The organism is Rhodococcus sp. NPDC057529, from assembly GCF_042802055.1.
GTDB lineage: Bacteria > Actinomycetota > Actinomycetes > Mycobacteriales > Mycobacteriaceae > Rhodococcus_F.
Genome location: NZ_JBHVEY010000014.1, coordinates 89,392 through 114,795, shown reverse-complemented (window position 1 = coordinate 114,795; position 25,404 = coordinate 89,392). Strand labels below are relative to the sequence as shown.

The window sequence follows — 25,404 nt, the reverse complement described above, 5'->3', positions numbered from 1 at the left end:
TTTGGGGGGACCGGGGGGGGCGAGAATTGGCGGGGAAGTCGTTTCGGGTCCACGGGGTTGCTCCGCTGGGTGGTTGTGGTGGGGGGTTTCCACCACGGCCGCGACGACGTCGCACCCCCGTTCGCGCCGGCGGTGCGCCTCGCCGAGCATCGCGAACGTCTTGCCGACACCCGGTGCGGCACCGAGATAGATGCGCAGTTCGCCGCGCCGGCGTTCGCCTTCGGGTCGGGTACCACTCACCTCGCCATCATCCACCAGCTGTGGGGGCGGTGCACCGAGGAGCGGTGAGGCCGAGCGCGAGATTCAGCTCAAGGACGTTCACCCGCTGCTCGCCGAGGAACCCGAGTTGCCTTCCCTCGGTGTTCTCGTCGACCAGCTGCCGGACGCGGCTCTCGCTCAGGCCGTTCACCTGCGCGACCCTGGGCACCTGCACCGCCGCGTATGCAGGGCTGATGTGCGGGTCGATGCCGGAACCCGATCCGGTGACCGCGTCCGCCGGTACGGACTCGGGTCGCACGCCCTCGCGGGCGGCGATCGCGTTCCTGCGCTCGGTGACGAACGCCGCCAGGATCTCGCTGCTCGGCCCCTGGTTGGTGGGCAGCGCGGTGGCCGGGTCGCCCGGCGCGAACGGATCCTGTTCGGCCACCGATCCGGTGACCCGGTTGTGGAAGAACGGGTCCGGCTCGCCCGCCGGCACCTGCGGGTCGACACCGACCCACCGGCTCCCGACGACGCACCCGGCGGTGTCGCGGACCGGCGAACCCTCCGCCGCGCCGGCGCCGATCCGGCTCACCCCCCACACCGCGGCGGGATAGAGCACGCCGAGAACGGCGGTGAGTGCGAGCAGGACGAGGAGTCCGGCCCACGTCTGCCGGAGCAGTCCGAGGAGAAATCGCATGGTAAGTCACCCAATTCCGGGAATGAGACGGACGACGAGGTCGATGAGCCAGATGCCGGCGAACGGTGTGATCACGCCGCCGAGACCGTAGATCAGCAGGTTGCGGCCCAGCAGCGTCGACGCCGACGACGGCCGGTAGCGAACACCTTTCAGCGACAACGGGATCAGGGCGACGATCACCACGGCGTTGAAGATCACCGCCGAGAGGATGGCCGATTCCGGGGTGGCCAGGCGCATGATGTTCAGCGTGTCCAGCTGCGGATAGATGACGCTGAACAACGCGGGGAGGATGGCGAAGTACTTGGCCAGGTCGTTGGCGAGGGAGAATGTGGTCAGCGCGCCGCGGGTGATGAGCAGCTGCTTTCCGATCTCCACCACTTCGATGAGCTTGGTGGGATCGGAATCGAGATCCACCATGTTCCCGGCTTCCTTCGCCGCCGACGTGCCGGTGTTCATCGCCACCCCGACGTCCGCCTGGGCCAGGGCCGGGGCGTCGTTGGTGCCGTCACCGGTCATCGCGACGAGCCGTCCGCCCTCCTGTTCCCTGCGGATCAGCGCGAGCTTGTCCTCGGGTGTCGCCTCCGCCATGAAGTCGTCGACACCGGCCTCCTCCGCGATGGCCTTGGCGGTGAGCGGATTGTCGCCGGTGACCATCACCGTGCGGATTCCCATGGCCCGCAGTTCCGCGAACCTTTCGGCGATGCCCGGCTTCACCACGTCCGACAGCGCGATCACGCCGAGCACCGTCGGCGCATCCGCGTGGACCGAGGCCACCACGAGGGGGGTCCCGCCGGCCTGCGCGATCTCGTTCACCGCGTCGGTGACCGCGGGCGAGGTGTGTCCGCCGAGCGAATGCACCCAGTTCAGCACCGCGTCGCTCGCGCCCTTGCGGATGCGGGTGCCGTCGAACTCGGCCCCATGTGAGTGGCGTCGTGTGCCGGGGCACTCTTTAGCACTCACGTGGGGGATGTCGAGCCCGCTCATCCGGGTCTGCGCCGTGAACGGCACGAACTCCGCCGCTCTCTCCGCCTCGGACGGCGCGGGGTCCAACCCGAAGTCCCGGGCGCACAGGTCCACGATGCTGCGCCCCTCGGGAGTGCCGTCCGCGAGGCTGGACAGCCGTGCGGCCGTCGCCAGCTCGACCGCGGAGACTCCCGGCGCGGGATGCAGGGCCGTGGCCTGCCGGTTGCCGAACGTGATGGTGCCGGTCTTGTCCATCAGCAGCGTGTCGATGTCGCCGGCCGCCTCCACCGCCCGCCCGGACATCGCCAGGACGTTCCGCTGCACCAGCCGGTCCATTCCGGCGATGCCGATGGCCGACAGCAGGGCGCCGATCGTGGTGGGGATCAGGCACACCAGCAGCGCGATCAGTTTGATCGGATCCTGTTCCTGCCCCGCGTACAGTCCCATCGGGCCGATGGCGACGACGGCCAGCAGGAAGATGATCGTCAGCGACGCCAGCAGGATGTTCAGCGCGATCTCGTTCGGCGTCTTCTGCCGCGCCGCCCCCTCCACGAGGGCGATCATCCGGTCCACGAAGGACTGCCCGGGGGCCGCGGTGACGCGGACGACGATCCGGTCGGACAGTACGGTGGTTCCGCCGGTGACGGCGCACCGGTCGCCGCCGGATTCTCGCACGACGGGCGCGGACTCGCCGGTGATGGCCGACTCGTCCACGGTCGCGATGCCCTCGACGACGTCGCCGTCGCCCGGGATGACCTCACCGGCGACGACGACCACGCGGTCGCCGACGACGAGGTCGGTTCCCGGGACCGCTTCCAGGGCGCCGCTCGCCGTGATTCGGTGGGCGACCGTGTCCTGCTTCACCTTCCGCAGGCTCGCCGCCTGCGCCTTGCCCCGCCCCTCCGCGACCGACTGGGCGAGGTTCGCGAACAGCACGGTGAACCACAGCCACGCGGTGACCGCCCAGGAGAACACCGACGGGTCGGCGACGGCCATGACGGTGGTGACGACGGAACCGGCGAACACCACGAACATCACCGGGTTGCGGGCGAGGTGCCGCGGGTCGAGTTTGCGGAGCGCGCCGGGTAGCGCCGTCACCAGCTGGGCGGGGCTGAAGATCCCGGCCTTGACGGGCGCCGGGTCGTGGCCGCCCTCCGTCGTCGTCGGCTCGGTCGCCGGACGACTGGTCACGTTCACACTCACTGCAGAGCCTCCGCGATCGGTCCCAGCGCGAGGGCCGGGAAGAATGTCAACGCCGCGACGAGCGCGACGGTGCCGGTGAGGAGCCCGGTGAACATCGGGCCCGCCGTCGGCAGGGTTCCGGCGCCCGCGGCCGTCTTCTTCTGCGACGCCAGGGATCCGGCGAGCGCGAGGACGAAGATGATCGGCAGGAACCGGCCGAACAGCATGCACACGCCGAGCGCGGTCTGGAACCAGTCGCTCGTGACCGTCAGCCCGCCGAACGCGCTGCCGTTGTTGTTCGACGCCGACGCGAACGCGTACAGCACTTCCGAGAATCCGTGGATCGATCCGGGACTGCCGGGGGCGCCGCTGTTGCCCTGGTAACCGGTGGTCGAGGACAGGATCACGGTGATGCCGGTCCCGATCAGGACCAGCGCCGGCATCACCAGCACGGTCAGTGCGGCGAGGGTGATCTCCCGTTGCCGCAGTTTCTTGCCCAGGTACTCCGGTGTGCGGCCGACGAGGAGTCCGCCGACGAAGACGGCGATGAGGGCGAGGACGAGGATTCCGTAGAGGCCGGTGCCCACACCGCCGGGCGCGATCTCCCCGAGCAGCATGTTCAGCAACACGGCCCCGCCACCGAGCGGCGACAGGCTGTCGTGGGCGGAATTCACCGCGCCCGTGGATGTTCCGGTGGTACTCACGGCGAACAGCGCGGTGCCGGGGATTCCGAAGCGGACTTCCTTGCCTTCCATCATCGCCCCGGCCGCGGTGGCAGCGACGCCGCGTCGTCCCGATTCGGCGGCGAGCGTGACGGCGAGGAGCGCACCCCACAGAATGCCCATCACGGCGAGCAGTGTCAGACCCTGGCGGTGCCCGGACACCTTGCTCGCTCGGTCGTGAGGGTCGCCGACCATGGTGCCGAACGTGCGGGTGAGCGAGACCGGGATCAGCAGGATCGCGAGGATTTCGACGATGTTGCTGACCGGGGTCGGATTCTCGAACGGGTGAGCCGAGTTGGCGGCGAGGATGCCGCCGCCGTTGGTGCCGAGTTCCTTGATCGCCTCCTGCGAGGCGACGGGCGCGAGTGCGTTGGTGACGGTGTTGCCGTCCAGTCCGGTGGATTCGAAGCCCGTGCGGAAAGATTGGATCACGCCCTGGCTCAACAGAATCAACGCGATCACGAAGGAGAACGGCAGCAGAATGCGCAGGCTGCCGCGGGTGAGGTCCACCCAGAAGTTGCCGATCTCACCGCCCCGGGCCACGCGGACGAACCCGCGGATCAGTGCGACCGCGACGGCTATGCCGACCGCCGCCGACACGAAGTTCTGCACGGCGAGCCCGACCGGCTGGGTCAGGTTGCTCATCGTGGTCTCGGGGGCGTAGGACTGCCAGTTGGTGTTGGTCACGAACGACACGGCCGTGTTGAACGCGACCGCGGGGCTGACCCCGGACAGGTCGCCGGACAGCGGCAGCACACCCTGAATGCGTTGCAGGACATACAGGAAGAGCACGCCGGCCATCGAGAAGCCCAGCACGCTGCCCGCGTAGCCGGACCAGGTCTGCTCCGTGTGGGGGTTGATGCGGCACAGGCGATAGAGCACGGACTCGACGCGCAGGTGTCGGCGGGATTCGTAGACGCGGGCCATGTAGTCGCCGACCGGCACGTACAGCACCGCGAGGACCGCGATCACGAACGCGATCTGCAGGCCGGCCGCGAGGGCGGGCGTCATCAGAACCGCTCCGGGTCGATGAGCGCGACCAGCAAGTACACGACGAGCGCCGCCGCGATCGCGACGAGGACGACGGCGAGTATTCCGGCGCCGGTCATTTCACGCGTCCGGTCTGCAGGGCACGGAGAACGAGCGCGCAGCAGGCGAACCCGCCGAGGACGAGCGCAACGTAGGCCACGTCGGCCATGTGAGGATCCCTCTTCGTACTGATCCTGCGGTTCAGCGCAGGCATGACACCCCACGGTTGCGGGGCGTCATGCCAGCATCGCGCCGGATCCGGGCGACAGAGGCCTCGCTGACGAAGCGCTTACGGGGCGTCCAGGGCTCTTGACGCTTTCCTTACGCCGTCCGGGTCAGCCGCGACACCGACGCGGGCACCGGTGTGCCGGTGGCCACCCACGGCGCCGGGACGGGGGCACCTGCGACCGACCGCACCGGGACGACGCCGGCCCACGCACTGCTCGCCTCCGCGGGTTCGCCCGGCGGCGCGTCCCGCACCTTGACGGTCCACTGCCCCGGCGTGATCGGGAGGGCGAGGGCCAGCGTCGCGGCGAGTTCCTTGCGCCGGTGCCCCCGGACCTCTCGGCTGCGACCGGGGATCAGGACGTCCGACAGCGCGTCGAGGGCGCCGGCGGATTCGTCCTCGTCCAGTGTCACGAGGTTGCCGCGGACCACCGCGGAACGGTAGTTCGCGGACGAGTCGAACAGCGTGTCCGCCACGACGATTCCGTCGAGCATCGCGACGCACAGCACGGCGGGGGCGCCCGCCGCGACCTGCCGCAGCGCTCCGGCCCCGGTGGAACCGTGCAGCAGGATCCTGTCGCCGTCGCGGGCGTAGAGCATCGGCACGGCCCAGGGCAGGCCGTCGACGACGGTGGCGAGCGTGCCCATCGGCGCGGCGTCGAGGACGGCGTCGAGTTGCGCACGTTGGGTTCGGGCACGGTCGGGGTATCTCCTGATCTTGTCCACGAGACCATCCTCGCCCCGATGTGGATCAGCTTCCAGATCCACAATTGCGAATATCGACAGACCAGTATTGTGGGGTCCATGCCCCGGATCAGCCCCGAACTGCACCTGACATTGCGGCTCCCCGACACCGACGCACCGCTTCGCCACCGCATCGCGGAGTCGATCCTCGACGAGATCCGGGGCGGCCGCATGCGGCCCGGCGACCCACTGCCCTCCACGCGGGCGCTCGCGGGCCACCTGACGGTCGCGCGGGCGTCGGTGGTCGACGCGTACGACGAACTCTGCTCGTCCGGATACGCGCACGCGCGCGCCGGTTCGGGCACCCGGATCGCGCCGGGCGCCGACGTGGCGGCCCGCGCCCACGTCGCCTCGCACACGATCACGCGCACGTCGGAACGGGCGCCGCAGGCCGCTGCCGCGACACCCGAGGCGCGGTGGGACCTCACCCCGGGCCACCCCGACCCCGGCCTGATCTCGACCACCGACTGGCGCCGGGCGTGGCGGTCGGCCGCGGCCGCCCCGGTGACGTCCGACGTTCCCGGCCCCGACGGGCACCCGGAGTTGCGGCGCTCCCTCGCGGGGCATCTGCGCCGCACCCGGGGCATCGCGGCGCGGCCCGACGAACTGGTGATCGTTCCGGGAGTGGGCTCCGCGCTCCGGACTCTCGTCGCCGCGGCCGGGCTGAGCGGCCGCGACGTGGTGTTCGAGGAACCCGGCTACAGCCGGGCCCGCCTGGTTCTCGAGGCCGCGGGCGCGCGGACACGCTGCGTGCCAGTGGACGACGACGGCCTCGATCCCGCACTGCTGCGCGGCGCCGACGCGGCAGCCTACTGCACGCCGGCCCACCAGTATCCGATGGGCGCCCGGATGCCGGTGGGCCGCAGGGCCCGGCTCGTCGCCGACGCCGCGGCATCCGGGACGCTGATCATCGAGGACGACTACGACGGCGAGTTCCGCTACGACGTGTCGGCGTTGCCCGCCCTGCGCAGCATCGACCGCGGGTCCGACTGCGTGGCGTACGTGGGCACGGCGTCGAAGATCCTCACTCCCGCGGTCCGGGTGGCGTGGGTGATCGCCCCTGCGGCGCTGCGGCCGGGGATCGTCCGGGCGCTGGACACGACCGGCGAGGCCTGCTGTGCGATCACGGCCCTCGCGCTGGCGCATTTCCTCGACTCGGGTGCGTTGTCGCGGCACCTCGCCCGCGCCTCCCGCACGTATGCGGCCCGCCGGTCGGCGTTCGTCGCCGCGCTGCAGCAGCAGCTGTCCGTGGTGGGCACGGACGGGGTCGGGGTCGCCGGCATCGAGGCCGGTCTCCACGTCGTCCTGACACTGCCGCGCTCGGTCGACGACGTCGCCCTCGCCGCGGAACTGCAGGACCACGGGGTGACGGTGCCAAGTCTCGCCGACTACCGCACCACCGACGCCGGTCCGCGCGGGCTGGTCTGCGGGTACGCACGCCTGCCCGAATCGCAGGCTCGCGGGGCCGCCGAGGCGATCGGAAGGGTAGTCCGCCGGCACCTCCACTGATACTGTTCGTTCGAACGAACAGTTACGGGGAGGGGCGAGATGAGCACGGGACAACTGGGCAGTGAACAGCGCCGCGACGAGGAAGGCGATCGGTCACCGGGACTCGTCGAACAGGCGGAAGCCCTGGCCTCCGGCGACACCACATCGGTCGCGGCCACCCGCGCCGCCCTCGACCGCATCGATGCCAGCCAGCCGACGCTCAACGCGTTCAAGGTGGTCCGCCGGAACAAGGCCCTCGCCGAGGCCGCCGAGGCCGACCGCCGGATCGCCGCCGGTGAACGCCTCCCGCTCCTCGGAGTCCCGATCGCCGTCAAGGACGACGTCGACGTCGCCGGGGAGCCCACCGCGTTCGGCTGCCCGGGCGACTTCCCGCCCGCGGCGCGGGACTCCGAGATGGTGCGCCGACTGCGCGCCGCCGGTGCCGTCGTTGTCGGCAAGACCAACAGTCCCGAACTGGGGCAGTGGCCGCTGACCGGCGGACCCGCGTTCGGTCACACCCGCAATCCGTGGAACCGCGATCACACCCCGGGCGGGTCGTCCGGGGGCGCCGCGGCGGCCGTGTCCGCCGGCCTCGTGTCCGCCGCGATCGGCTCCGACGGTGCCGGTTCCATCCGCATCCCCGCGGCGTGGACCAACCTCGTCGGCATCAAACCGCAACGCGGTCGCATCTCCACCTGGCCTGCCGCCGAGGCGTTCTACGGTCTCACCGTCAACGGCCCGCTGGCCCGGACGGTCGCCGACGCGGCCCTGCTCCTCGACGTCGCGGCGGGACCGCACGAGGGCGACCTCCACACACCGCCGCCGGTCACCGTCAGCGACGCCGTCGGCCGCGACCCCGGTCCGCTGCGCATCGCGCTGTCCCTGCGGATCCCGTTCACCGCCACCCCCGCGACGCTGCACCCCGAGGTGCGCCGGGGCGTCGCGCGGATCGCCGAGGCACTGCGCGGGCTCGGGCACCGCGTCGTGGTGGACGACCCCGACTACGGGATCATGTTCGGGCTCGGCTTCCTCCCCCGGTCGATGGTCGGCATCGACGACTGGATGCGGAAGGTCCCCGACCCGTCCCTCGTCGACCCGCGCACGAAGGGCAACGCCCGGACCGGGCGGCTGCTGCGCGGGGCACCGCTGCGCGCCGCCCGGGCGGCCGAACCGAGAATGCGGCGACGTGTCGGTGCGATCTTCGACGAGTACGACCTCGTCCTCGCCCCCACCACCGCCACTCCCCCGCCGAGGGTCGACGGCATCGACGGCATCGGTTCGTGGGCCACTGACAAGGCGATCACCGCGGTCTGCCCGTACGCGTGGCCGTGGAACGTGCTGGGCTGGCCGAGCGTGAACGTCCCGGCCGGGTTCACGTCCGGAAACCTGCCGATCGGCGCCCAGCTGATGGGGCACGACGACGCGGAGCCGCTCCTGGTTTCCGTTGCGGCCCAGCTCGAGTCGGTGCTCCGGTGGGACCTGTACCGTCCCGGGAAGTGGTGGTGACCATGGCGTCGACGGACGTCCGTGACCGCATCCTCGCGGCGGCGCTGCACATCGTCGGCACGGAAGGCATTCCCGGCGTGACCAATCGGCGGATCGCGGCGCAGGCCGGGGTGTCGCTCGGCTCCATCACGTACCACTTCCCCACGCAGACGGACCTGCTGCGCGCCGCGCTGTCGGGGTTCGTGACGGAGGAGACGCAGCGGCTGTCGGAGCTGGCGGAGGGGTACCGCGACAAGGGGCTCAGCTTCGAGGCCGTCGCCGCACTGACCGAGAAGGTCGCGAAGGATCTGGCGTTCTCCGCGGAGCGGATCGCCCCGTTCGAGCTGTACATCCAGGCGGGCCGCGATCACGAACTCCGTCAGGCCGCCGCCGAATGTTTCGCCGCGTACGACGAATTGACGGTGACGATCCTCACCGCCCTCGGCGTCCCCGATGCGGAGTCCGTCGCCCCCACGGTCGTGGCGACGATCGCCGGTCTGCAGCTGCGCAGACTTGCCACCGGCAGCGACGGGGAGCACGACTTCGCGGCGTCGGTGCTGCTTCTCCTGCGGGCCGCCGGCCCCGTGAGTGGTTGACGAGTCCCTGGACTCGTTAACCACGCACGGGCGGCGGAGCCGCCTAGAACCCCAGCCTGCCGAGCTGTTTCGGGTCTCGCTGCCAGTCCTTGGCGACCTTGACGTGCAGTTCGAGGAAGATCTTGGTGCCGAGCAGTTTCTCGATCTGCAGCCGCGCCTTGGTCCCCACCTCGCGAAGGCGGGCGCCGCCCTTGCCGATCACGATGCCCTTCTGCGATGGCCGCTCGACGTACAGCAGCGCGTGCACGTCGAGCAGTTCGCCCTGCTTCTCGGTGCGTCCCTCGCGGGGGATGATCTCCTCGATGACCACGGCCAGCGAGTGTGGCAGTTCGTCACCGAGCCCCTCGAGAGCGGCCTCGCGGATGAGTTCGGCCATCAGCGTCTCTTCGGGTTCGTCGGTGAGTTCGCCGTCCGGGTAGAACGCCGGCCCCTCCTCCATCTTCGACGCGAGGACGTCGACCAGCACCTCCACCTGCTCACCGGACGCGGCGGACACCGGCACGACGTCCGTCTCCGGCCCGAGGAGCTTCGAGACCGCCAGCAACTGCTGCCCGACCATGTCCTTGCTGACCTTGTCGATCTTCGTGACGACGCCGACGAGCGTGGTCTTCGGCGCGATCTGCCGGACCTGCTGCACGATCCACCGGTCGCCGGGGCCGATCTTCTCGTCCGCCGGGATGCACAGGCAGATCACGTCGACCTCGGAGTACGTGTCGCGCACGAGGTCGTTGAGGCGCTGGCCGAGGAGCGTCCGGGGACGGTGCAGCCCCGGGGTGTCGACGAGGATCAGCTGCGCGTGGTCGCGGTGCACGATGCCGCGGATGGTGTGCCGGGTGGTCTGCGGCCGCGAGGACGTGATCGCGATCTTGCTGCCCACCAGCGCGTTGGTCAGTGTGGACTTGCCCGTGTTGGGCCGTCCGACGAAACAGACGAATCCGGAACGGAATTCGGATTTACTCATGGTGCTCCTCGATCACGGATCCATCGGTTCGCGCGAAGACGACGGCCGCCTGCGCACTGACTTCGTGTAGCGCGGCGATGCCCGGGTCGTCCGGGTTCCCGCCGATCACGGCTGCCGCCTCGAAACCCTCGGCACCACTCGACACCGCCGCCGCGACGGCCGCCTGCAGCGCGGTCAGCGACAGCGCCGTCAACGCGACCGCGCCGGCCGAGTAGGTGCGGCCGTCGAGATCGCGGACGGCGGCGCCCTGGCCACTTCCGGTGCGGCCGAACGCGCCTCGCGCGAGCACGACCAGTTTCGCGTCCTCGGCGTCCAGTTCAGTCATCGTCGCCCTCCCGTTCACGGCCATTGACGTCGTCATCCTCGTCGATCGGTGCGCGTTGCACGAAGACCGTGCTGATCCGCACCCGCCCGCGCACGTCGGGCGAACCCTCACCGCGCAGGACGAGACCGTGCGAGACGACCTCCGATCCCGGGAGCGGCACCCTGCCGAGTTCGTATCCGATGAGCCCACCGACGGTTTCGACCTCGTCGTTCTCCACCTCGATGCCGAACAGTTCACCGAGATCCTCGATCGGCAGCCGCGCGGACACCCGGTACATGCCGTCGCCGAGGTCCTCGACCGGCGGGGTCTCGTCCTGGTCGTATTCGTCGGCGATCTCCCCGACGATCTCCTCGATGACGTCCTCGATGGTGACCAGGCCTGCGATGCCGCCGTATTCGTCGACCAGCACGGCCATGTGGTTGCGGTCGCGCTGCATCTCGGCGAGCAGGCTGTCGAGCGGTTTGGAATCGGGCACGAACACGGCGGGCCGCATCACGTCGCCGACGAGGACGCTGCGTCCGCCGTCACGCGAGTGATACGTCTGCTGCACGAGGTCCTTGAGGTAGACCACCCCGAGGACGTCGTCGACGTTCTCCCCGATCACCGGGATCCGCGAATGTCCGCTGCGGACGGCCAGCGACGTCGCCTGCCCGGCGCTCTTGTCGCTCTCGATCCACACCATCTCGGTGCGGGGCACCATCACCTCGCGGGCGGAGGTGTCGCCGAGTTCGAAGACGGACTGGATCATCCTGCGTTCCTCGTCGGCCACCACACCGCGTTCCTGCGCCATGTCGACGAGTTCGCGCAGTTCGATCTCGGAGGCGAAGGGGCCGTTGCGGAATCCCTTGCCCGGGGTGATCGCGTTGCCGATCAGGATGAGCAGGCGGCTGATCGGGCCGAGCAGGGTTCCGATGACCTGCAGCGGGAACGACGTGATCAGCGCGATCGTGTAGGCGTGCTGGCGGCCGAGCGTCCGCGGGCCGACCCCGATCACCACGTAGTCGACGAGCACCATGATGACGGCGGTGAACGTCAGCGCCCACACGGGTTCGAGGAGATCGGACAGGCCTCCGACGAGCACCACCGTCGCCGTGATCTCACACAGGATGCGCAGCAGCACCATGAGATTCACGTACCGGGGACGATCCGACAGGATGCGGAGCACCCGGGTGGCGCCGGGGCGATCCTCCTTCGCCATCTCCTCGATGCGCGCGGACGAGATCGTGTTGAGTGCGGAATCGACGGCGGCGAAGACACCACCGAGAGGGACGAGGACGATCGCGAGGACGATCAGCGCGATGGCGCTACTCACAGAAGACCCTTCACGTGGCGGTTACTGATCCGGGGCGTCGAAGAACCCGGCCTTGCCGAGCAGCTTCTGGTCCCGGGCAGCGAGCGCGGCGTCGCGTTCGGCCCGGCGCAGATCCTCGTACCAGTCGTCGAGCAACTGGTTCTGCAGGCCGAACATCTCCTTCTCCTCCTCCGGTTCGGCGTGGTCGTAGCCGAGGAGGTGCAGCACACCGTGCACGGTGAGCAGAGCGAGTTCGTGGGCGAGCGGATGACCGGCCTTGTCGGCCTGGTCCGCGGCGAACGACGGGCACAGCACGATGTCGCCGAGCATCGACGGTCCCGGCTCGGGTGAATCCGGGCGGCCGCCGGGCTCGAGCTCGTCCATCGGGAACGACATCACGTCGGTGGGACCGGGCAGGTCCATCCACCGCATGTGGAGGTCGGCCATGGTGGCCGAGTCCACGAGGACCATCGACAACTCGGCCGCGGGGTGCACGTCCATCCTCGCGATCACGAAGCGGGCAACGCTGATCAGCTCCTCTTCGGAGACGTCCATGCCCGATTCGTTCGAGACTTCGATGCTCATGTGTGTCGCTTCCTCCTGGTTCCGGCGACACTCACCCTACCGTCGTGGAGAACGCGAGTGCGCCGCTCTCCGCTGTGCGCGGTTCCCGAGCTCGACCTTGCCGTCCCGGTCCGCCTCGAAACGCTCGTACGCGTCGACGATGTCGGACACCAGCCGGTGCCGGACCACGTCGCTGCTGTTGAGTTCGGCGAAGTAGATGTCGTCGATGTCACCGAGGATCTCGGTGGCCGCGCGGAGCCCGGACCGGGCGCCGCCCGGAAGGTCCACCTGCGTGACGTCGCCGGTGACGACGACCTTGGAACCGAAGCCGAGGCGGGTGAGGAACATCTTCATCTGCTCGGCGGTGGTGTTCTGCGCCTCGTCGAGGATGATGAACGCGTCGTTGAGCGTGCGGCCGCGCATGTACGCGAGCGGCGCCACCTCGATGACACCCGACTGCATCAGCTTCGGGATGGCCTCGGGGTCCATCATGTCGTGCAGGGCGTCGTGCAGCGGCCGCAGGTACGGATCGATCTTCTCGTGCAGCGTGCCCGGCAGGAACCCGAGCCGCTCCCCCGCCTCGACCGCGGGGCGGGTGAGGATGATCCGCGACACCTGCTTGGTCTGCAGCGCCTGCACCGCCTTCGCCATGGCGAGGTACGTCTTGCCGGTGCCCGCGGGCCCGATGCCGAACACGATGGTGTTGGCGTCGATCGCGTCGACGTACCGCTTCTGGTTCAGCGTCTTCGGCCGGATCGTCTTGCCGCGACGCGACAGGATGTCGAGGGTGAGGACCTCGGCAGGCGATTCGCTGAGACCCTGCGTGAGCATGCCGACCGTGCGGCGCACCGCGTCGGGGGTCAGCGGCTGCCCGCGACCGACGATGGCGCCCAGTTCGGCGATGACCCGCTCGGCGAGCGCGACGTCGCCCGGCCGTCCCGTCAACGTGACGGCGTTACCGCGTACATGGATGTCTGCGTCCAGGACCCGTTCGAGAGCGCGCAGATTCTCGTCGGAAGAACCGAGGAGAGGCGGGACCGTTTCGGGTGGGAGATCGATACTCGAACGCACGGTGCGTTCCGCCGGACGCGTGGCGCCGAACGTCTCGCCGTTCTGGTCTTGTTCGCTCACGTGAGGGATATGGCCTTCTTCCCGGTTCCTGGTCGGTCACGACGGTCGTCGCGATGAGGGAAGTCTATCGCTCGCAGGTCACAGCGCCCACTCGATTACGCGACGCCGTCACCGATCCGGGACGTCCGGATTCTCACGCAGCCACCGCCGCGCCTCGTCCACGACGCGGGCGCCCTCGGCCGGCGTCAGCCCGAGCACCGCGAGATACGCGACGGCGAACGACTCGCCCGAATCCTGCACTTCGCCGGAATTCGCCTGGTCCAGCAGGGTGATCGTCATCGCTTCCGCGAGGGCCACCAGCACCGTCGACGGCAGGTAGGACGCGAACACACCCGACTTCTGGCCGCGCTCGATCACCCGCACGTCCCGGTCGCGGACCACCCCGAGGAGGTCGTGGATACGCTGCTCGCCGAGTTCGCGGCGAGCGAACGACAGCAGCATGCGGAATCGGTCGCCGATCGGCCACGTCCGCAGCGCCATCACCGCGACCGCGAGGTCGGGACGCTCCGGCTGCCGCGCCTCGTCCCCCATGGCGGCCACGAGGGCGGCGGACGCCTCGTCGGCGATGCCCTCGACGAGCGCCTCGCGGCTGGGGAAGTGCGCGTAGACGGTGCGGCGCACCACTCCGGCGGTGCGCGCGACGTCGTCCATGCTCGCGTCCGGGTCGGCGACGAACGCGGCGACTGCGGCGTCGAGGATCCGCGCCCGGTTGGCGCGCGCGTGACTTCGGCGGGTCTTCCCGGGGTCACCGGGCGACTTGGTCGGAACCGACACGGGCGGAACCCCCTCGCTGGTTGGTGTGATCCCCGTCAATCGTACTTGCACACCAGTGTGCAAGTAGCTAACTTACACATCACTGTGCAAATCAATTGCGCGGGTCCGATCGAGCGCAACCCGAGGAGCGTCGACATGAGCATCGTGATGAACACACCGGTCTCCCGGATGGACGGGCCGTACCCCCGGCGCTGGGCCGCGCTCGGCGTGCTCTGCCTGAGTCTGCTGATCGTCGTGATGGCCAACACCGCCCTGATCGTCGCGGCCCCCGACATGACCCGCGACCTCGCCCTGACCAGCTCCGACCTGCAGTGGGTGATCGACGGCTACACCGTTCCCTACGCCGCGCTGATGCTCCTGTTCGGCGTGATCGGCGACAAGTACAGCCGGCGCGGCGCACTGCTCGCGGGACTGCTCGTGTTCGGCGCCGGAGCCGTCGTCGGCAGCCTCGCCGACACCACCACGGCCGTCGTCGCCGCACGCGTGGTGATGGGCGTCGGAGCGGCGATCATCATGCCCGCCACACTGTCTCTCCTCGTGGCCACGTTCCCGCGCGCCGAACGGGCCGGGGCCATCGCCGCCTGGGCCGCGACGTCTGGTCTCGCCATCGCCCTCGGGCCGCTGCTCGCCGGCTGGCTGCTGGCGAGCCACTCGTGGAACGCCACCTTCCTCGTGAACGTGCCGATCGCCGCGGTCGCGACGGTCGCGGCACTGATGCTCGTGCCGCCGTCGAAGGCCGACGGCCGGGGTCCGATCGACTGGCTGGGTGGGCTGCTGTCCGTGGTGACCATCGGGTCGCTCGTGTACGCGATCATCGACGGATTCCACTTCGGTTGGGGCGCAGGCGCGGTCGGCGCGGCGGTCACCGCGGCCGTGGGTCTCGGACTGTTCGTCGCGTGGGAGTTACGCCATCCGCAGCCGCTGCTCGACGTCCGCATGCTGGGCAGGCGCGAGGTGGGTGGGTCCACTCTCGCCGTGCTGCTGCTGTTCCTCGCGGCGTTCGGGACGATCTATTTCGTGTCGCAGGAATTCCAGTTCGTGCTGGGGCTCAGCCCTCTCGCCACCGGCGTCCACCTGCTGCCGCTCGCCGCCGCGGTATCGGTCGGCTCGCTGCTCAGTGGCCGGGTGCACCCGAGGCTCGGTACCCGGATCACCGTCGTCGCCGGCATGGTGATCGCCGCCGCGGGTGTGCTGCTGACGACCACCGTGGACGGCGGTGCGGGCTACCTCGACTTCCTCGCCCCGCTGATCCTGCTCGGCGCCGGAATCGGCCTGAGCGTGTCGCCCGCCACGGACGCCGTCATGGGCAACTTCCCCGAGAGCGACCTCGGCGCCGCGGGCGGCATCGACGACACCGCGATCGAACTCGGCGGATCGCTCGGGATCGCGATCCTCGGCTCGGTCCTCGCGTCGGCGTACAAGGACGGCATCGCCGGTTTCCTCGGAACGCTGCCCGTCGATCAGCTGTCCGGGGAGCAGGCCGCGCAGGCCGCCCGGGCGGTGGACGTCGCGGGAGACTCGATCGGCGGGGCCTCCGTGGTGGCCGCGGAACTGGGCGCCGACCCGCTGTTCGCGTCGCAGTCACAGGCGCTTCTCGACGCCGCGGGAACGGCGTACGCGAGTGCCGTCTCCCAGGCCGGACTGATCGGTGGACTCGCACTGGGCATCGGCGCGCTGGTCGTGGCGCTCGTCCTGCCCGGACGCACGGTCACACCCGAATCCGGTGACCGCAGTTCAGAACTCGCCGTCGTCGGACAGTAGGGCGTCCCGCGAGATCTTCCAGCACTCGGTCCCGGGGTTCAGGAACGCGTAGTGATCTTCCCCCTCGACGACGTGCAGCGCGATCGGATCGCCCGCTGCCCGCGCCGCCTCGCCGTACCGGACGCTCACCTTCGCCGGGACCTGCGCATCCTCCGTGCCGTGGATGCACACCACCGGCACCCCGGTGGGGATGCGGTGCAGCGGGGAGGCGGCGCGGTACCGGTCCGGGTCCTCGTCGAACGGCACCCCGAGGAGATCCTCGATGTACCCGATCCGCCTGCCGCGTTCCCCCGCGGAGGCGAGGTCGAGGGCGCCTGCCTGGGACACGACCTTCTGCGGCCGGACCGCCGTCTGCCGCTGACCGGCCAGCCACACCGCGAGTTGCCCGCCGGCCGAGTGACCGACGACCCGGACCTTCGACAGGTCGAACGGGACGGGCGACCGCTCGGCGACCGGACCGGCGATCGCGTCGAGCGCGGCGTGAACGTCGGCGGACATCTCGTCCCACCGGCCGCCCGCGCCGAGCCTGCGGTATTCGATGTTCCACACGGCGACGCCGTGCCGCGCGAGGTCGACCGCGAAACTCGTGCCAAGGTTCAGGTGGTATTTCCCGCTCCAGAAACCGCCGTGGACCACCATCACCACCGGCACCGGGGTCGATACCGGTTCCTCGGGCGGATAGAAGTGCCCGAACTGCTGCGGTTCGGTTCCGTAGGCGATGCGAATGCGGTCCACGGACAGTCAGGCTAGCGGGGCCGCGCCCCAGCGGTCGGTGAGGACGCCGATGGCGCCCAGCGCGACGGCGGCGGCGGTCGAGGTCCGCAGGACGTGCGGGCCGAGCAGCACCGGCACGGCGCCCGCCTCGGTCAGCGCGGTGATCTCCTCCTCGGAGATGCCGCCCTCGGGACCGACGACGAGCACGATCTCGGCGGCCGAACGCAGCGGAAGCTCGGCGAGGCCCTGCGCCGCCGCCTCGTGCAGCACGGCGACGACTCCGCCGCGGCCGGCCACCTCGCGGACGACGGCGAGTATTCCGGCAGTGCGGTGCAGGTCCGACACCTCGGGGACGATCGCCCGCCGGGACTGCTTGGCGGCGGCCAGAGCCGCGCTACGCCAGCGGGCGACACCCTTCGCGACCTTCGGGCCCTCCCACCGCGCCACGCACCGCGACGACTGCCACGGCACGATCGCGTCGACCCCGGCCTCGGTGGCCAGTTCGACCGCCAGTTCGGACCGCTCCGCCTTCGGAAGCGCCTGCACCACGGTCACACTCGGCGACGGCGCCGTCACCTGACGGCGCTCGTGAACGGTGAGTTCGAGCCGGTCCTTCCCGGCCGCCGTCACCTCGGTGTCGGCGAGACCACCCCGGCCGTCGGCCAGCACGATCCGCTCCCCGACACCGATCCGGCGCACCGTCGCGGCATGCCTGCCCTCCGGGCCGTCCAGGACGGCGGTGCTCCCCACCTCGGGCAGCGGGTCGAGGAAGAAGACCGTCGCCGCCACGGTCAGCGACCGCTGAACGCTTCACGCAGGCGCGAGAACAATCCGCCGCTGTGCTGGGACTGGGTGGAGACGACCTCGGCGACGTCGCGGTCGCGCAGGTCCTTGAGTTCGCGGAGCAGCTTCGTCTCCTTGTGGTCGAGGCGCGACGGCACCACGACCTCGAGGTGCGCGTGCACGTCGCCGCGGATACCGGACCGCAGCTTCGGCATGCCGTGCCCGCGCAGGACCGTCACCGACCCCGGCTGGGTGCCCGGCTCGATGGTGATCTCCTTCGGCCCGTCGATGATCGTGTCGATCGTCACCGTCGTGCCGAGGGCGGCGTCGATCATCGGAACCCGGATCGTGCAGTGCAGGTCTTCGCCGTCGCGCACGAACACCTCGTGCGCCTGCTCGACCACCTCGACGTACAGGTCGCCTGCGGGTCCGCCGCCGGGGCCGACCTCGCCCTGCGCGGCGAGCCGGATCCGCATGCCGCCCGCGACACCGGCGGGCACCTTCACCGTGATGTCGCGGCGGGCGCGCACCCGGCCGTCACCGCCGCACTTGTGGCACGGGTCGGGAATCGTCTCGCCCGCGCCGCGGCAGGTGGGGCACGGCCGGGACGTCATGACCTGACCGAGGAACGAACGCTGCACGGACTGGACCTCGCCCGCGCCGCCACACGTCTCACAGCGCACCGGCGTGGAATCGCCGTTGGTGCCCGAACCGGTGCAGCTGTCGCACAGGATCGCCGTCTCGACGGTGACGTGCTTGCTGACGCCGGTCGCGCACTCCGCCAACGTCAGCTTGGTGCGCAGCAACGAGTCGGCGCCCGGCTGGACGCGGCCGCGCGGTCCGCGGCCCGCACCGCCTCCGCCGCCGAAGAACGCTTCGAACACGTCGCCGAGGCCGCCACCGAAACCGCCGCCGAAGCCGGCACCGCCCCCGCCGCCGCCCGAGGAGAGGGGGTCGCCGCCGAGGTCGACGATGCGGCGCTTCTCCGGATCCGACAGCACCTCGTAGGCCGTCGAGATGTCCCGGAACCGGGCCTGCGCCGCCTCGTCGGGGTTCACGTCGGGATGCAGTTCCCTCGCAAGCTTGCGGTACGCGCGCTTGAGCTCCTGATCGGTCGCCTTCTGATCGACGCCGAGCGTTGCGTAGTAATCCCGTGCCACGTTGAGTCTCTCGTCCTTCTCTACTTCGTTATCTCGCCACTGGTCCGTGCGCGCTGTCTTCGCGCGGCGCTGTCGCCCGGCAGGCCGTCACCGCTCGGCGAGCACCTGGCCGATGTATCTCGCAACGGCTGCCACCGACGCGATTGTTCCCGGATAGTCCATCCGGGTGGGTCCCAGCACGCCCATTCCGCCGAGCACGGTGCCCGCCGCACCGTAGCCGGTCGAGATGACGGAGGTGCCGCGCATCTGCTCCACCTGGGTCTCCTCGCCGATCCGCACCGTCACCGTGCCCGCGTCCTGGGTGGCGGCCAGCAGCTTGAGCACCACCACCTGCTCCTCGAGCGCCTCGAGCACCGCGCGCAGCGAACCGGGGAATCCGCTGATTCCCGTGAAATCGGCCGCGTTGCGGGTCAGGTTCGCGGTGCCGCCCAGGACCAGTCGCTCCTCGGGATGCTCGACGAGCGTTTCCACCAGCACGGTGGCCGAACGCACCACGGCGTCGCGCAGATCCTCGGGTGCCTCGTCGGCCAGCTCCGACACGGCGATGGACGCGGCCGCGAGCCGTTTGCCGTCCAGGGCGCCGCCGAGCAGTCCGCGCAGCCGCGCCAGGTCCTCGTCGTCGAGGACGTCGCCGAGTTCGACGATGCGCTGATCCACTCGGCCCGAATCGGTGATGAGCACCAGCAGCAGACGGGCGGGGGTCAGCGCGACCACCTCGAGGTGCCGGACCGACGACGCCGAGAGTGTGGGATATTGCACAACCGCGACCTGGCGTGTGAGTTGCGCGAGCAGGCGCACACCGCGCCGGAGGACGTCGTCCAGGTCCACCCCGGACTCGAGGAAATCGAGGATCGCGCGGCGCTCCGCCGTCGACAGCGGCTTCACGTCGGCGATGCGGTCGACGAACTGCCGGTACCCCTTGTCGGTGGGGACGCGGCCCGAACTCGTGTGCGGCTGGGCGATGTAGCCCTCGCTCTCGAGGAACGCCATGTCGTTGCGCACCGTCGCGCTGGAAACACCCAGATTGTGCCGCTCGACCAGTGCCTTCGATCCCACCGGCTCCTGGGTCGAGACGTAGTCGGCGACGATGGCGCGGAGAACCTCGAACCGTCTGTCGTCCGTACTCGACATCGCCGTCCACCTCCAGTTCTCGATCGTCACGAGCAGCGACGTCACCGAACCTTCGTTCGGGTCGGCCGTCGCATCCCCTGAGCTACGCGCAGATGCACGTGCGTCTCGGCTCGGTCCAGTCTAATCGTCGCGTCGCCGATACCGGTTCAGGCCTTACTGTGGGGAGCGGAGACGAGCAGAGGCAACCACCACGGGCGGATGACGAGGCGATGATTTTCAAAGGTGTCATGGACGGCAAGCCGTACCCGGACCACGGGTTGTCGCTGCGCGACTGGTCCAAGATCCCGCCGCGGCAGGTGCGGCTCGACGAGATCGTCACCACGACCAAGGTTCTCGAACTCGACCGGCTGCTGTCGGAGGACTCGACGTTCTACGGCGACCTGTTCCCGCACGCGGTGCAGTGGCACGGGGTGCTCTACCTCGAGGACGGATTGCACCGGGCGGTGCGCTCGGCGCTGCGGAACCGCGTCGTGCTGCACGCCCGCGTGTTCGACTACGACGAGATGCCCGGCATCGTCACGGCCTGAGCCGGCCGCTGCACGTCAGCGCAGGACCGTCCGGACCACGGCGTCGGCGAGGAGCCGCCCACGGTCGGTCAGCACCAAGTGCTCCCCTGCATGCACCAGCAGTCCGTCGGCCACCACCGCTTCGGCCGCGCGCCGCTCCGCAGGATCCAGTTCCGCGACGGGAAGCCCGGTGCGCAGCCGCGCCGTCAGCATCACCCGCTCGACGTGGACGTCCTCCTCCGTCAGCTGCTCGCTGCCCCCGACCGGCAGGCTTCCCGCCGCCAGCTGGTCCGCGTAGCGCGCCGGATGCTTGACGTTCCACCAGCGCACACCGCCGACGTGGCTGTGCGCGCCCGGCCCGGCGCCCCACCAGTCGCCGCCGTCCCAATAGCCCAGGTTGTGCAGGCAGGCCGCGTCCTCGCGCGCCCAGTTCGACACCTCGTACCAGGTCAGGCCCGCCTCGGCGAGCCGGGCGTCGATCCGCTCGTACCGCGACGCGAGCACGTCGTCGTCGGGGGCGGGAAGTTCCCCGCGGCGCACCTTCCGCGCCAGGGCGGTGCCGTCCTCGACGATCAGCGCATACGCGGACACGTGGTCCACCCCCGCGGAGAGCACCGCGTCCAGCGACAGGTCGAGGTCCTCGTCGCGCTCACCCGGCGTCCCGTAGATGAGGTCGAGATTGACGTGCCCGAACCCGGCGGCCCGCGCCTCCAGCGCCGCCGCCACCGCCCGTCCCGGCGTGTGGGTGCGGTCGAGGACCTTCAGCACGTGCTGCGCCGCCGACTGCATGCCCAGCGAGATCCGCGTGAATCCGCCCGCGACCAACCGTTCGAAGAACTCCGGCGACGTGGACTCCGGGTTCGACTCGGTGGTCACCTCGGCGCCGTCCGCGAGCCCGAAACTCGAGCGGACCGCACCGAGGACGTCCGCCAGGCCGTCACCGCCGAGCAGGGACGGCGTGCCGCCGCCGACGAAGACCGTGTCGACGGCCGGGCCGCCCGTCATCTGCGCCGCCAGGTCGAGTTCGCGGCGCAACCCCTCCATCCACGACTGCGGCGACGCCGACGTCCCCAGCTCACCCGCCGTGTACGTGTTGAAATCGCAGTATCCGCAGCGTGTGGCACAGAAAGGCACGTGCACGTAGATCCCGAACGGGCGGCTCCCCACACCGCCCAGGGCGCTCTCGGGCAGAGCGAATGCCGCCGCCTCGTCGCGACCGACCGTGGAAGTACTCGTTCCGTTCACGGTTCCAGTCTCCCAGGCTTCTCGACCCGCGGTCCCCACCCGACTGTCCGCGGGCCCTCGTCGTGATATTTCCCGCAAAAATGGTGGAAATCGGTGCCCGGCTCTGCGTGAGCGATCTGACGTGGCACAATGGTCGACATGACCGGACCCGGAGTGCGACTTGTGGCGCGTCGTCACGTCGATCTCAAGCGTGTCTGCAGCTGTTGTTGTCTGCCCTGTCTCGCGCAGTAATTCAGCCTGTCAGCCCGTTCATCTTTCTTCTCGACTTCCGGCCGGATTCGAATGCCCGAGCGAGGATCAGCCCTCCTCCTCGGCCTCAGCCGGTGCATCGTGAGATTCAGGAGTGCTCCATGACGTCGACCACCGACGCCTCCCCCGCTGCCGCCCAGGCAGCACCCGCGCGCACGCGCACGGCGAAGCCGGCCCGGCGACGTGCCGAAGGCCAGTGGGCCCTCGGCTACCGCGAGCCCCTCAATGCCAACGAGCAGGCCAAGAAGGACGACAACCCGCTCAACGTCCGGGCCCGCATCGAGAACATCTACTCGAAGCAGGGCTTCGACAGCATCGACAAGGGCGACCTGCGCGGCCGCATGCGCTGGTGGGGTCTGTACACCCAGCGCGAGCAGGGCTACGACGGCACGTTCACCGGTGACGAGAACATCGACCTGCTCGAAGCCCGGTATTTCATGATGCGGGTCCGCTGCGACGCCGGCGCCCTGAACGTCGAGCAGTTGCGCACCATCGCCGGGATCTCCACCGAGTTCGCCCGCGACACCGCCGACCTCTCGGACCGCGAGAACGTCCAGTACCACTGGATCGAGGTCGAGAACGTCCCGGAGATCTGGAAGCGTCTCGAGGGCGTCGGCCTCAAGACCACGGAGGCGTGCGGCGACTGCCCCCGCGTCGTCCTCGGTTCACCGCTGGCAGGCGAGTCGCTGTCCGAGGTCCTCGACCCGACTCCCGCGATCGACGAGATCGTCCGCCGGTACATCGGCAAGCCCGAGTACTCCAACCTGCCGCGCAAGTTCAAGACCGCGATCTCCGGCCAGCAGGACGTGGTGCACGAGATCAATGACGTCGCGTTCGTCGGTGTCAACCACCCCGAGCACGGTCCCGGCCTCGACCTGTGGGTCGGCGGCGGCCTGTCCACCAACCCGATGCTCGCGCAGCGCGTCGGCGTCTGGGTGCCGCTCGACGAGGTTCCCGACGTGTGGGAAGCCGTCGTGTCGATCTTCCGCGACTACGGCTACCGCCGGCTGCGGAACAAGGCGCGCCTGAAGTTCCTGGTGAAGGACTGGGGCATCGAGCGGTTCCGCGAGGTCCTCGAGACCGAGTACCTGAAGCGCAAGCTCATCGACGGCCCCGCGCCGGAGAAGCCCACCCGCCCGATCGACCACGTCGGTGTGCAGAAGACCCGCAACGGTCTCAACGCCGTCGGTGTCGCCCCCATCGCGGGTCGCGTGTCCGGCACCATCCTGGCCAAGGTCGCGGACGCCGCCGAGCGTGCGGGCAGCGACAAGATCCGTTTCACGCCGTACCAGAAGCTGATCATCCTCGACGTCGCCGACGACAAGCTCGAGCAGCTGATTGCCGACCTGGACGAGGTGGGTCTGCCCGCACGTCCGTCGCACTGGCGCAAGAACCTGATGGCGTGCTCGGGCATCGAGTTCTGCAAGCTGTCGTTCGCGGAGACCCGGAAGCGCTCGCAGGTGCTCGTTCCCGAGCTCGAGCAGCGGCTCGCCGACATCAACGCGCAGCTCGACGTGCCGATCACGATCAACATCAACGGCTGCCCCAACTCCTGCGCCCGCTCGCAGGTCGCGGACATCGGGTTCAAGGGAATGCTCGTCGACGACGGCGAAGGCAACCAGGTGGAAGGCTTCCAGGTCCACCTCGGCGGCAGCCTCGGATTCGATTCGGCGTTCGGCCGGAAGCTTCGCCAGCACAAGGTCACCAGCGCCGAACTCGGTGACTACATCGATCGCGTCGTCCGGCACTTCGTGAAGCACCGCAACGAGGGTGAACGCTTCGCGGAATGGGTCGTGCGCGCAGACGAAGGAGACTTGCGTTGAATCTCGCGACAGCCACACAGGACGACCTCCGGCTCCTTGCCACGCAGGGGGCGGCAAGTCTGGAAGGCGCATCCGCTCGGGAATTGTTGCAGTGGACGGAAGACACGTTCGGCAGTGACTACATCGTCGCGTCGAATATGCAGGACGGTGTCCTGGTTCACCTCGCCGCCCAGGTTCATCCCGGCGTGGACGTGCTGTTCCTCGACACCGGCTACCACTTCGCGGAGACCATCGGCACCCGTGACGCCGTCGAGCAGGTGTACGGCGTCAACGTGATCAACGCGCGGGCCGAGGCCAGTGTCGCCGAGCAGGATGCGGCGGAGGGCAAGGATCTGTTCGCCCGCGAACCCAACCGGTGCTGCGCACTGCGGAAGGTCGCCCCGCTGAAGAAGACGCTCGCCGGCTACAAGGCGTGGGTCACCGGCATCCGCCGGGTCGAGGCCCCCACCCGCGCCAACGCCCCCCTGATCTCGTTCGACGACGCGTTCGGTCTGGTGAAGATCAATCCGATCGCCGCGTGGTCCGACGAAGACATGCAGTCCTACATCGACGAGCACTCGATTCTGGTGAATCCTCTCGTCGACGAGGGCTATCCGTCCATCGGGTGCGCTCCGTGCACCAGCAAGCCAGCCCCCGGCAGCGATCCGCGCAGCGGTCGCTGGGCCGGTCAGGCCAAGACAGAATGCGGGTTGCACGCCTCATGACCATCGACATCTCCACTTCCCTCGCCGAAGCCGCCGCCCGGCCGCAGTTGGACGGGTCGCAGTTCGACACGCTCGATGCGCTGGAGTCGGAAGCGATCCACATCTTCCGTGAGGTCGCGGGCGAGTTCGAACGCCCCGTGATCCTGTTCTCCGGCGGCAAGGACTCCACGGTGCTGCTGCACCTGGCGATCAAGGCGTTCTGGCCTGCGCCGCTGCCGTTCGCGTTGCTGCACGTCGACACGGGTCACAACCTGCAGGAGGTCCTCGACTTCCGCGATCACGTCGTCGCGAAGTACAACCTGCGCCTGCACGTGGCGAAGGTCGAGGACTACCTGGCCGACGGCCGGCTCACCGAGCGTCCCGACGGGATCCGGAACCCGCTGCAGACCGTTCCCCTGCTCGACGCGATCTCCGAGAACCGTTTCGACGCGGTGTTCGGTGGCGCTCGCCGCGACGAGGAGCGGGCCCGGGCGAAGGAACGCATCTTCTCGCTGCGCAACAGTTTCGGCCAGTGGGACCCGAAGAAGCAGCGCCCCGAACTGTGGAACCTGTACAACGGCAAGCACTCCCCCGGCGAGCAGGTCCGTGTCTTCCCGCTCAGCAACTTCACCGAACTCGACATCTGGCGGTACATCGCCCGCGACAACGTCGAGCTGGCCAGCATCTACTACGCGCACCAGCGCGAGGTGTACCAGCGCGACGGCATGTGGATGACGCCCGGCGTGTGGGGCGGGCCGTCCGAGGGTGAGGACCTGCAGACGCTGTCGGTGCGGTACCGCACCGTCGGCGACGGGTCCACCACGGGCGCAGTTCTTTCCGAGGCGGGCGACAACGAGGCGATCCTCGCCGAGGTCGCGGCGTCCCGGCTGACCGAGCGCGGCGCAACCCGTGGCGACGACCGAGTTTCCGAAGCGGCCATGGAAGACCGCAAGCGAGAGGGCTATTTCTGA

At 69.7% G+C, this 25,404-nt stretch carries 25 protein-coding genes and 1 pseudogene; 9 read left to right on the top strand and 17 right to left on the bottom strand.

Features of this window, described 5'->3' with window-relative positions; all coding sequences use genetic code 11:
- From ACFU5V_RS26330 to ACFU5V_RS26305, 6 genes and pseudogenes are all read right to left on the bottom strand, one after another.
- Positions 1-255 (bottom strand): annotated as a pseudogene (locus ACFU5V_RS26330) (hypothetical protein); the annotation flags it as partial.
- On the bottom strand, positions 248-898 hold the full coding sequence (locus ACFU5V_RS26325; protein WP_378702946.1) for a potassium-transporting ATPase subunit C: 651 nt from the start codon (positions 896-898) through the stop codon (positions 248-250). The pseudogene ACFU5V_RS26330 and the gene ACFU5V_RS26325, both read right to left, overlap by 8 nt.
- 6 nt (positions 899-904) lie before the next feature.
- Complete coding sequence (kdpB, locus tag ACFU5V_RS26320; protein ID WP_378702945.1) at positions 905-3,064, bottom strand: potassium-transporting ATPase subunit KdpB; 2,160 nt, start codon at positions 3,062-3,064, stop codon at positions 905-907.
- Positions 3,061-4,776, bottom strand: coding sequence for a potassium-transporting ATPase subunit KdpA (gene kdpA / locus ACFU5V_RS26315; RefSeq protein ID WP_378702944.1), 1,716 nt, complete (start codon positions 4,774-4,776; stop codon positions 3,061-3,063). The genes kdpB and kdpA overlap by 4 nt, the downstream gene beginning before the upstream one ends.
- Positions 4,776-4,874, bottom strand: a complete 99-nt coding sequence (gene kdpF, locus ACFU5V_RS26310; RefSeq protein WP_095865194.1) for a K(+)-transporting ATPase subunit F — start codon at positions 4,872-4,874, stop codon at positions 4,776-4,778. The genes kdpA and kdpF overlap by 1 nt, the downstream gene beginning before the upstream one ends.
- A gap of 241 nt (positions 4,875-5,115) precedes the next feature.
- A complete protein-coding gene (locus ACFU5V_RS26305; protein ID WP_378702943.1) occupies positions 5,116-5,745 on the bottom strand; it encodes a pyridoxamine 5'-phosphate oxidase family protein in 630 nt (209 codons plus the stop codon).
- 18 nt (positions 5,746-5,763) lie between these two features.
- Here ACFU5V_RS26305 and ACFU5V_RS26300 point away from each other — a divergent pair, with 18 nt between their 5' ends.
- Genes ACFU5V_RS26300 through ACFU5V_RS26290 form a run of 3 tightly spaced genes read left to right on the top strand, consistent with a single transcriptional unit; the run spans position 5,764 to position 9,332 of the window.
- The gene (locus ACFU5V_RS26300; protein ID WP_378702942.1) at positions 5,764-7,272 is read left to right on the top strand and encodes a PLP-dependent aminotransferase family protein; all 1,509 of its coding nucleotides are present in this window, start codon (positions 5,764-5,766) and stop codon (positions 7,270-7,272) included.
- 39 nt (positions 7,273-7,311) lie between these two features.
- Complete coding sequence (locus ACFU5V_RS26295) at positions 7,312-8,757, top strand: amidase (protein WP_378702941.1); 1,446 nt, start codon at positions 7,312-7,314, stop codon at positions 8,755-8,757.
- Between the two features lie 2 nt (positions 8,758-8,759).
- Entirely contained in the window at positions 8,760-9,332 is a 573-nt protein-coding gene (locus ACFU5V_RS26290; protein ID WP_378702940.1) for a TetR/AcrR family transcriptional regulator, read from the top strand.
- A gap of 43 nt (positions 9,333-9,375) precedes the next feature.
- Here the strand turns inward: ACFU5V_RS26290 and era are convergent, their stop codons facing one another.
- From era to ACFU5V_RS26260, 6 genes are all read right to left on the bottom strand, one after another.
- Entirely contained in the window at positions 9,376-10,293 is a 918-nt protein-coding gene (gene era, locus ACFU5V_RS26285; RefSeq protein ID WP_378432756.1) for a GTPase Era, read from the bottom strand.
- Positions 10,286-10,618: a cytidine deaminase gene (locus tag ACFU5V_RS26280; RefSeq protein WP_378432757.1), complete on the bottom strand. Its 333-nt coding sequence runs from the start codon at positions 10,616-10,618 to the stop codon at positions 10,286-10,288. Before ACFU5V_RS26280 ends, era begins: the two co-directional genes overlap by 8 nt.
- Positions 10,611-11,930 (bottom strand): hemolysin family protein, encoded by a 1,320-nt coding sequence (locus ACFU5V_RS26275; protein WP_378432759.1) that lies wholly within the window; start codon positions 11,928-11,930, stop codon positions 10,611-10,613. The genes ACFU5V_RS26280 and ACFU5V_RS26275 overlap by 8 nt, the downstream gene beginning before the upstream one ends.
- Before the next feature lie 21 nt (positions 11,931-11,951).
- Positions 11,952-12,494, bottom strand: a complete 543-nt coding sequence (ybeY, locus tag ACFU5V_RS26270; protein WP_072946632.1) for an rRNA maturation RNase YbeY — start codon at positions 12,492-12,494, stop codon at positions 11,952-11,954.
- 36 nt (positions 12,495-12,530) lie between these two features.
- A complete protein-coding gene (locus ACFU5V_RS26265; protein WP_012688199.1) occupies positions 12,531-13,604 on the bottom strand; it encodes a PhoH family protein in 1,074 nt (357 codons plus the stop codon).
- 108 nt (positions 13,605-13,712) lie between these two features.
- The gene (locus ACFU5V_RS26260; protein ID WP_378702939.1) at positions 13,713-14,378 is read right to left on the bottom strand and encodes a TetR/AcrR family transcriptional regulator; all 666 of its coding nucleotides are present in this window, start codon (positions 14,376-14,378) and stop codon (positions 13,713-13,715) included.
- Positions 14,379-14,513: 135 nt separating this feature from the next.
- Here ACFU5V_RS26260 and ACFU5V_RS26255 point away from each other — a divergent pair, with 135 nt between their 5' ends.
- Entirely contained in the window at positions 14,514-16,139 is a 1,626-nt protein-coding gene (locus ACFU5V_RS26255; protein ID WP_378702938.1) for an MFS transporter, read from the top strand.
- On the opposite strand, the gene ACFU5V_RS26250 is transcribed toward ACFU5V_RS26255, so the two are convergent.
- The 4 genes from ACFU5V_RS26250 to hrcA all read right to left on the bottom strand — a co-directional run bounded on the left by ACFU5V_RS26250 (position 16,113) and on the right by hrcA (position 19,927).
- Complete coding sequence (locus ACFU5V_RS26250) at positions 16,113-16,874, bottom strand: alpha/beta hydrolase family protein (protein WP_378432767.1); 762 nt, start codon at positions 16,872-16,874, stop codon at positions 16,113-16,115. The two genes, ACFU5V_RS26255 and ACFU5V_RS26250, sit on opposite strands and share 27 nt — an antisense overlap.
- 6 nt (positions 16,875-16,880) lie before the next feature.
- A complete protein-coding gene (locus ACFU5V_RS26245; protein ID WP_378432768.1) occupies positions 16,881-17,642 on the bottom strand; it encodes a 16S rRNA (uracil(1498)-N(3))-methyltransferase in 762 nt (253 codons plus the stop codon).
- Positions 17,643-17,644: 2 nt separating this feature from the next.
- The gene (gene dnaJ / locus ACFU5V_RS26240; protein WP_378432770.1) at positions 17,645-18,796 is read right to left on the bottom strand and encodes a molecular chaperone DnaJ; all 1,152 of its coding nucleotides are present in this window, start codon (positions 18,794-18,796) and stop codon (positions 17,645-17,647) included.
- 87 nt (positions 18,797-18,883) lie between these two features.
- Positions 18,884-19,927: a heat-inducible transcriptional repressor HrcA gene (hrcA, locus tag ACFU5V_RS26235; protein WP_012688203.1), complete on the bottom strand. Its 1,044-nt coding sequence runs from the start codon at positions 19,925-19,927 to the stop codon at positions 18,884-18,886.
- 209 nt (positions 19,928-20,136) lie between these two features.
- Here hrcA and ACFU5V_RS26230 point away from each other — a divergent pair, with 209 nt between their 5' ends.
- Positions 20,137-20,454 (top strand): type II toxin-antitoxin system VapB family antitoxin, encoded by a 318-nt coding sequence (locus ACFU5V_RS26230; RefSeq protein WP_005261240.1) that lies wholly within the window; start codon positions 20,137-20,139, stop codon positions 20,452-20,454.
- A 15-nt stretch (positions 20,455-20,469) separates the two neighbouring features.
- On the opposite strand, the gene hemW is transcribed toward ACFU5V_RS26230, so the two are convergent.
- On the bottom strand, positions 20,470-21,678 hold the full coding sequence (gene hemW / locus ACFU5V_RS26225; protein ID WP_378432771.1) for a radical SAM family heme chaperone HemW: 1,209 nt from the start codon (positions 21,676-21,678) through the stop codon (positions 20,470-20,472).
- A gap of 129 nt (positions 21,679-21,807) precedes the next feature.
- On the opposite strand from hemW, the gene ACFU5V_RS26220 reads away from it, so the two are divergent.
- The 4 genes from ACFU5V_RS26220 to cysD all read left to right on the top strand — a co-directional run bounded on the left by ACFU5V_RS26220 (position 21,808) and on the right by cysD (position 25,404).
- Positions 21,808-21,909 (top strand): Ms4527A family Cys-rich leader peptide, encoded by a 102-nt coding sequence (locus ACFU5V_RS26220; RefSeq protein WP_371851578.1) that lies wholly within the window; start codon positions 21,808-21,810, stop codon positions 21,907-21,909.
- Positions 21,910-22,028: 119 nt separating this feature from the next.
- The gene (locus ACFU5V_RS26215) at positions 22,029-23,750 is read left to right on the top strand and encodes a nitrite/sulfite reductase (protein WP_276138473.1); all 1,722 of its coding nucleotides are present in this window, start codon (positions 22,029-22,031) and stop codon (positions 23,748-23,750) included.
- Positions 23,714-24,454, top strand: a complete 741-nt coding sequence (locus tag ACFU5V_RS26210) for a phosphoadenylyl-sulfate reductase (RefSeq protein ID WP_378432773.1) — start codon at positions 23,714-23,716, stop codon at positions 24,452-24,454. Before ACFU5V_RS26215 ends, ACFU5V_RS26210 begins: the two co-directional genes overlap by 37 nt.
- Positions 24,451-25,404, top strand: a complete 954-nt coding sequence (gene cysD, locus ACFU5V_RS26205) for a sulfate adenylyltransferase subunit CysD (RefSeq protein ID WP_378432776.1) — start codon at positions 24,451-24,453, stop codon at positions 25,402-25,404. Before ACFU5V_RS26210 ends, cysD begins: the two co-directional genes overlap by 4 nt.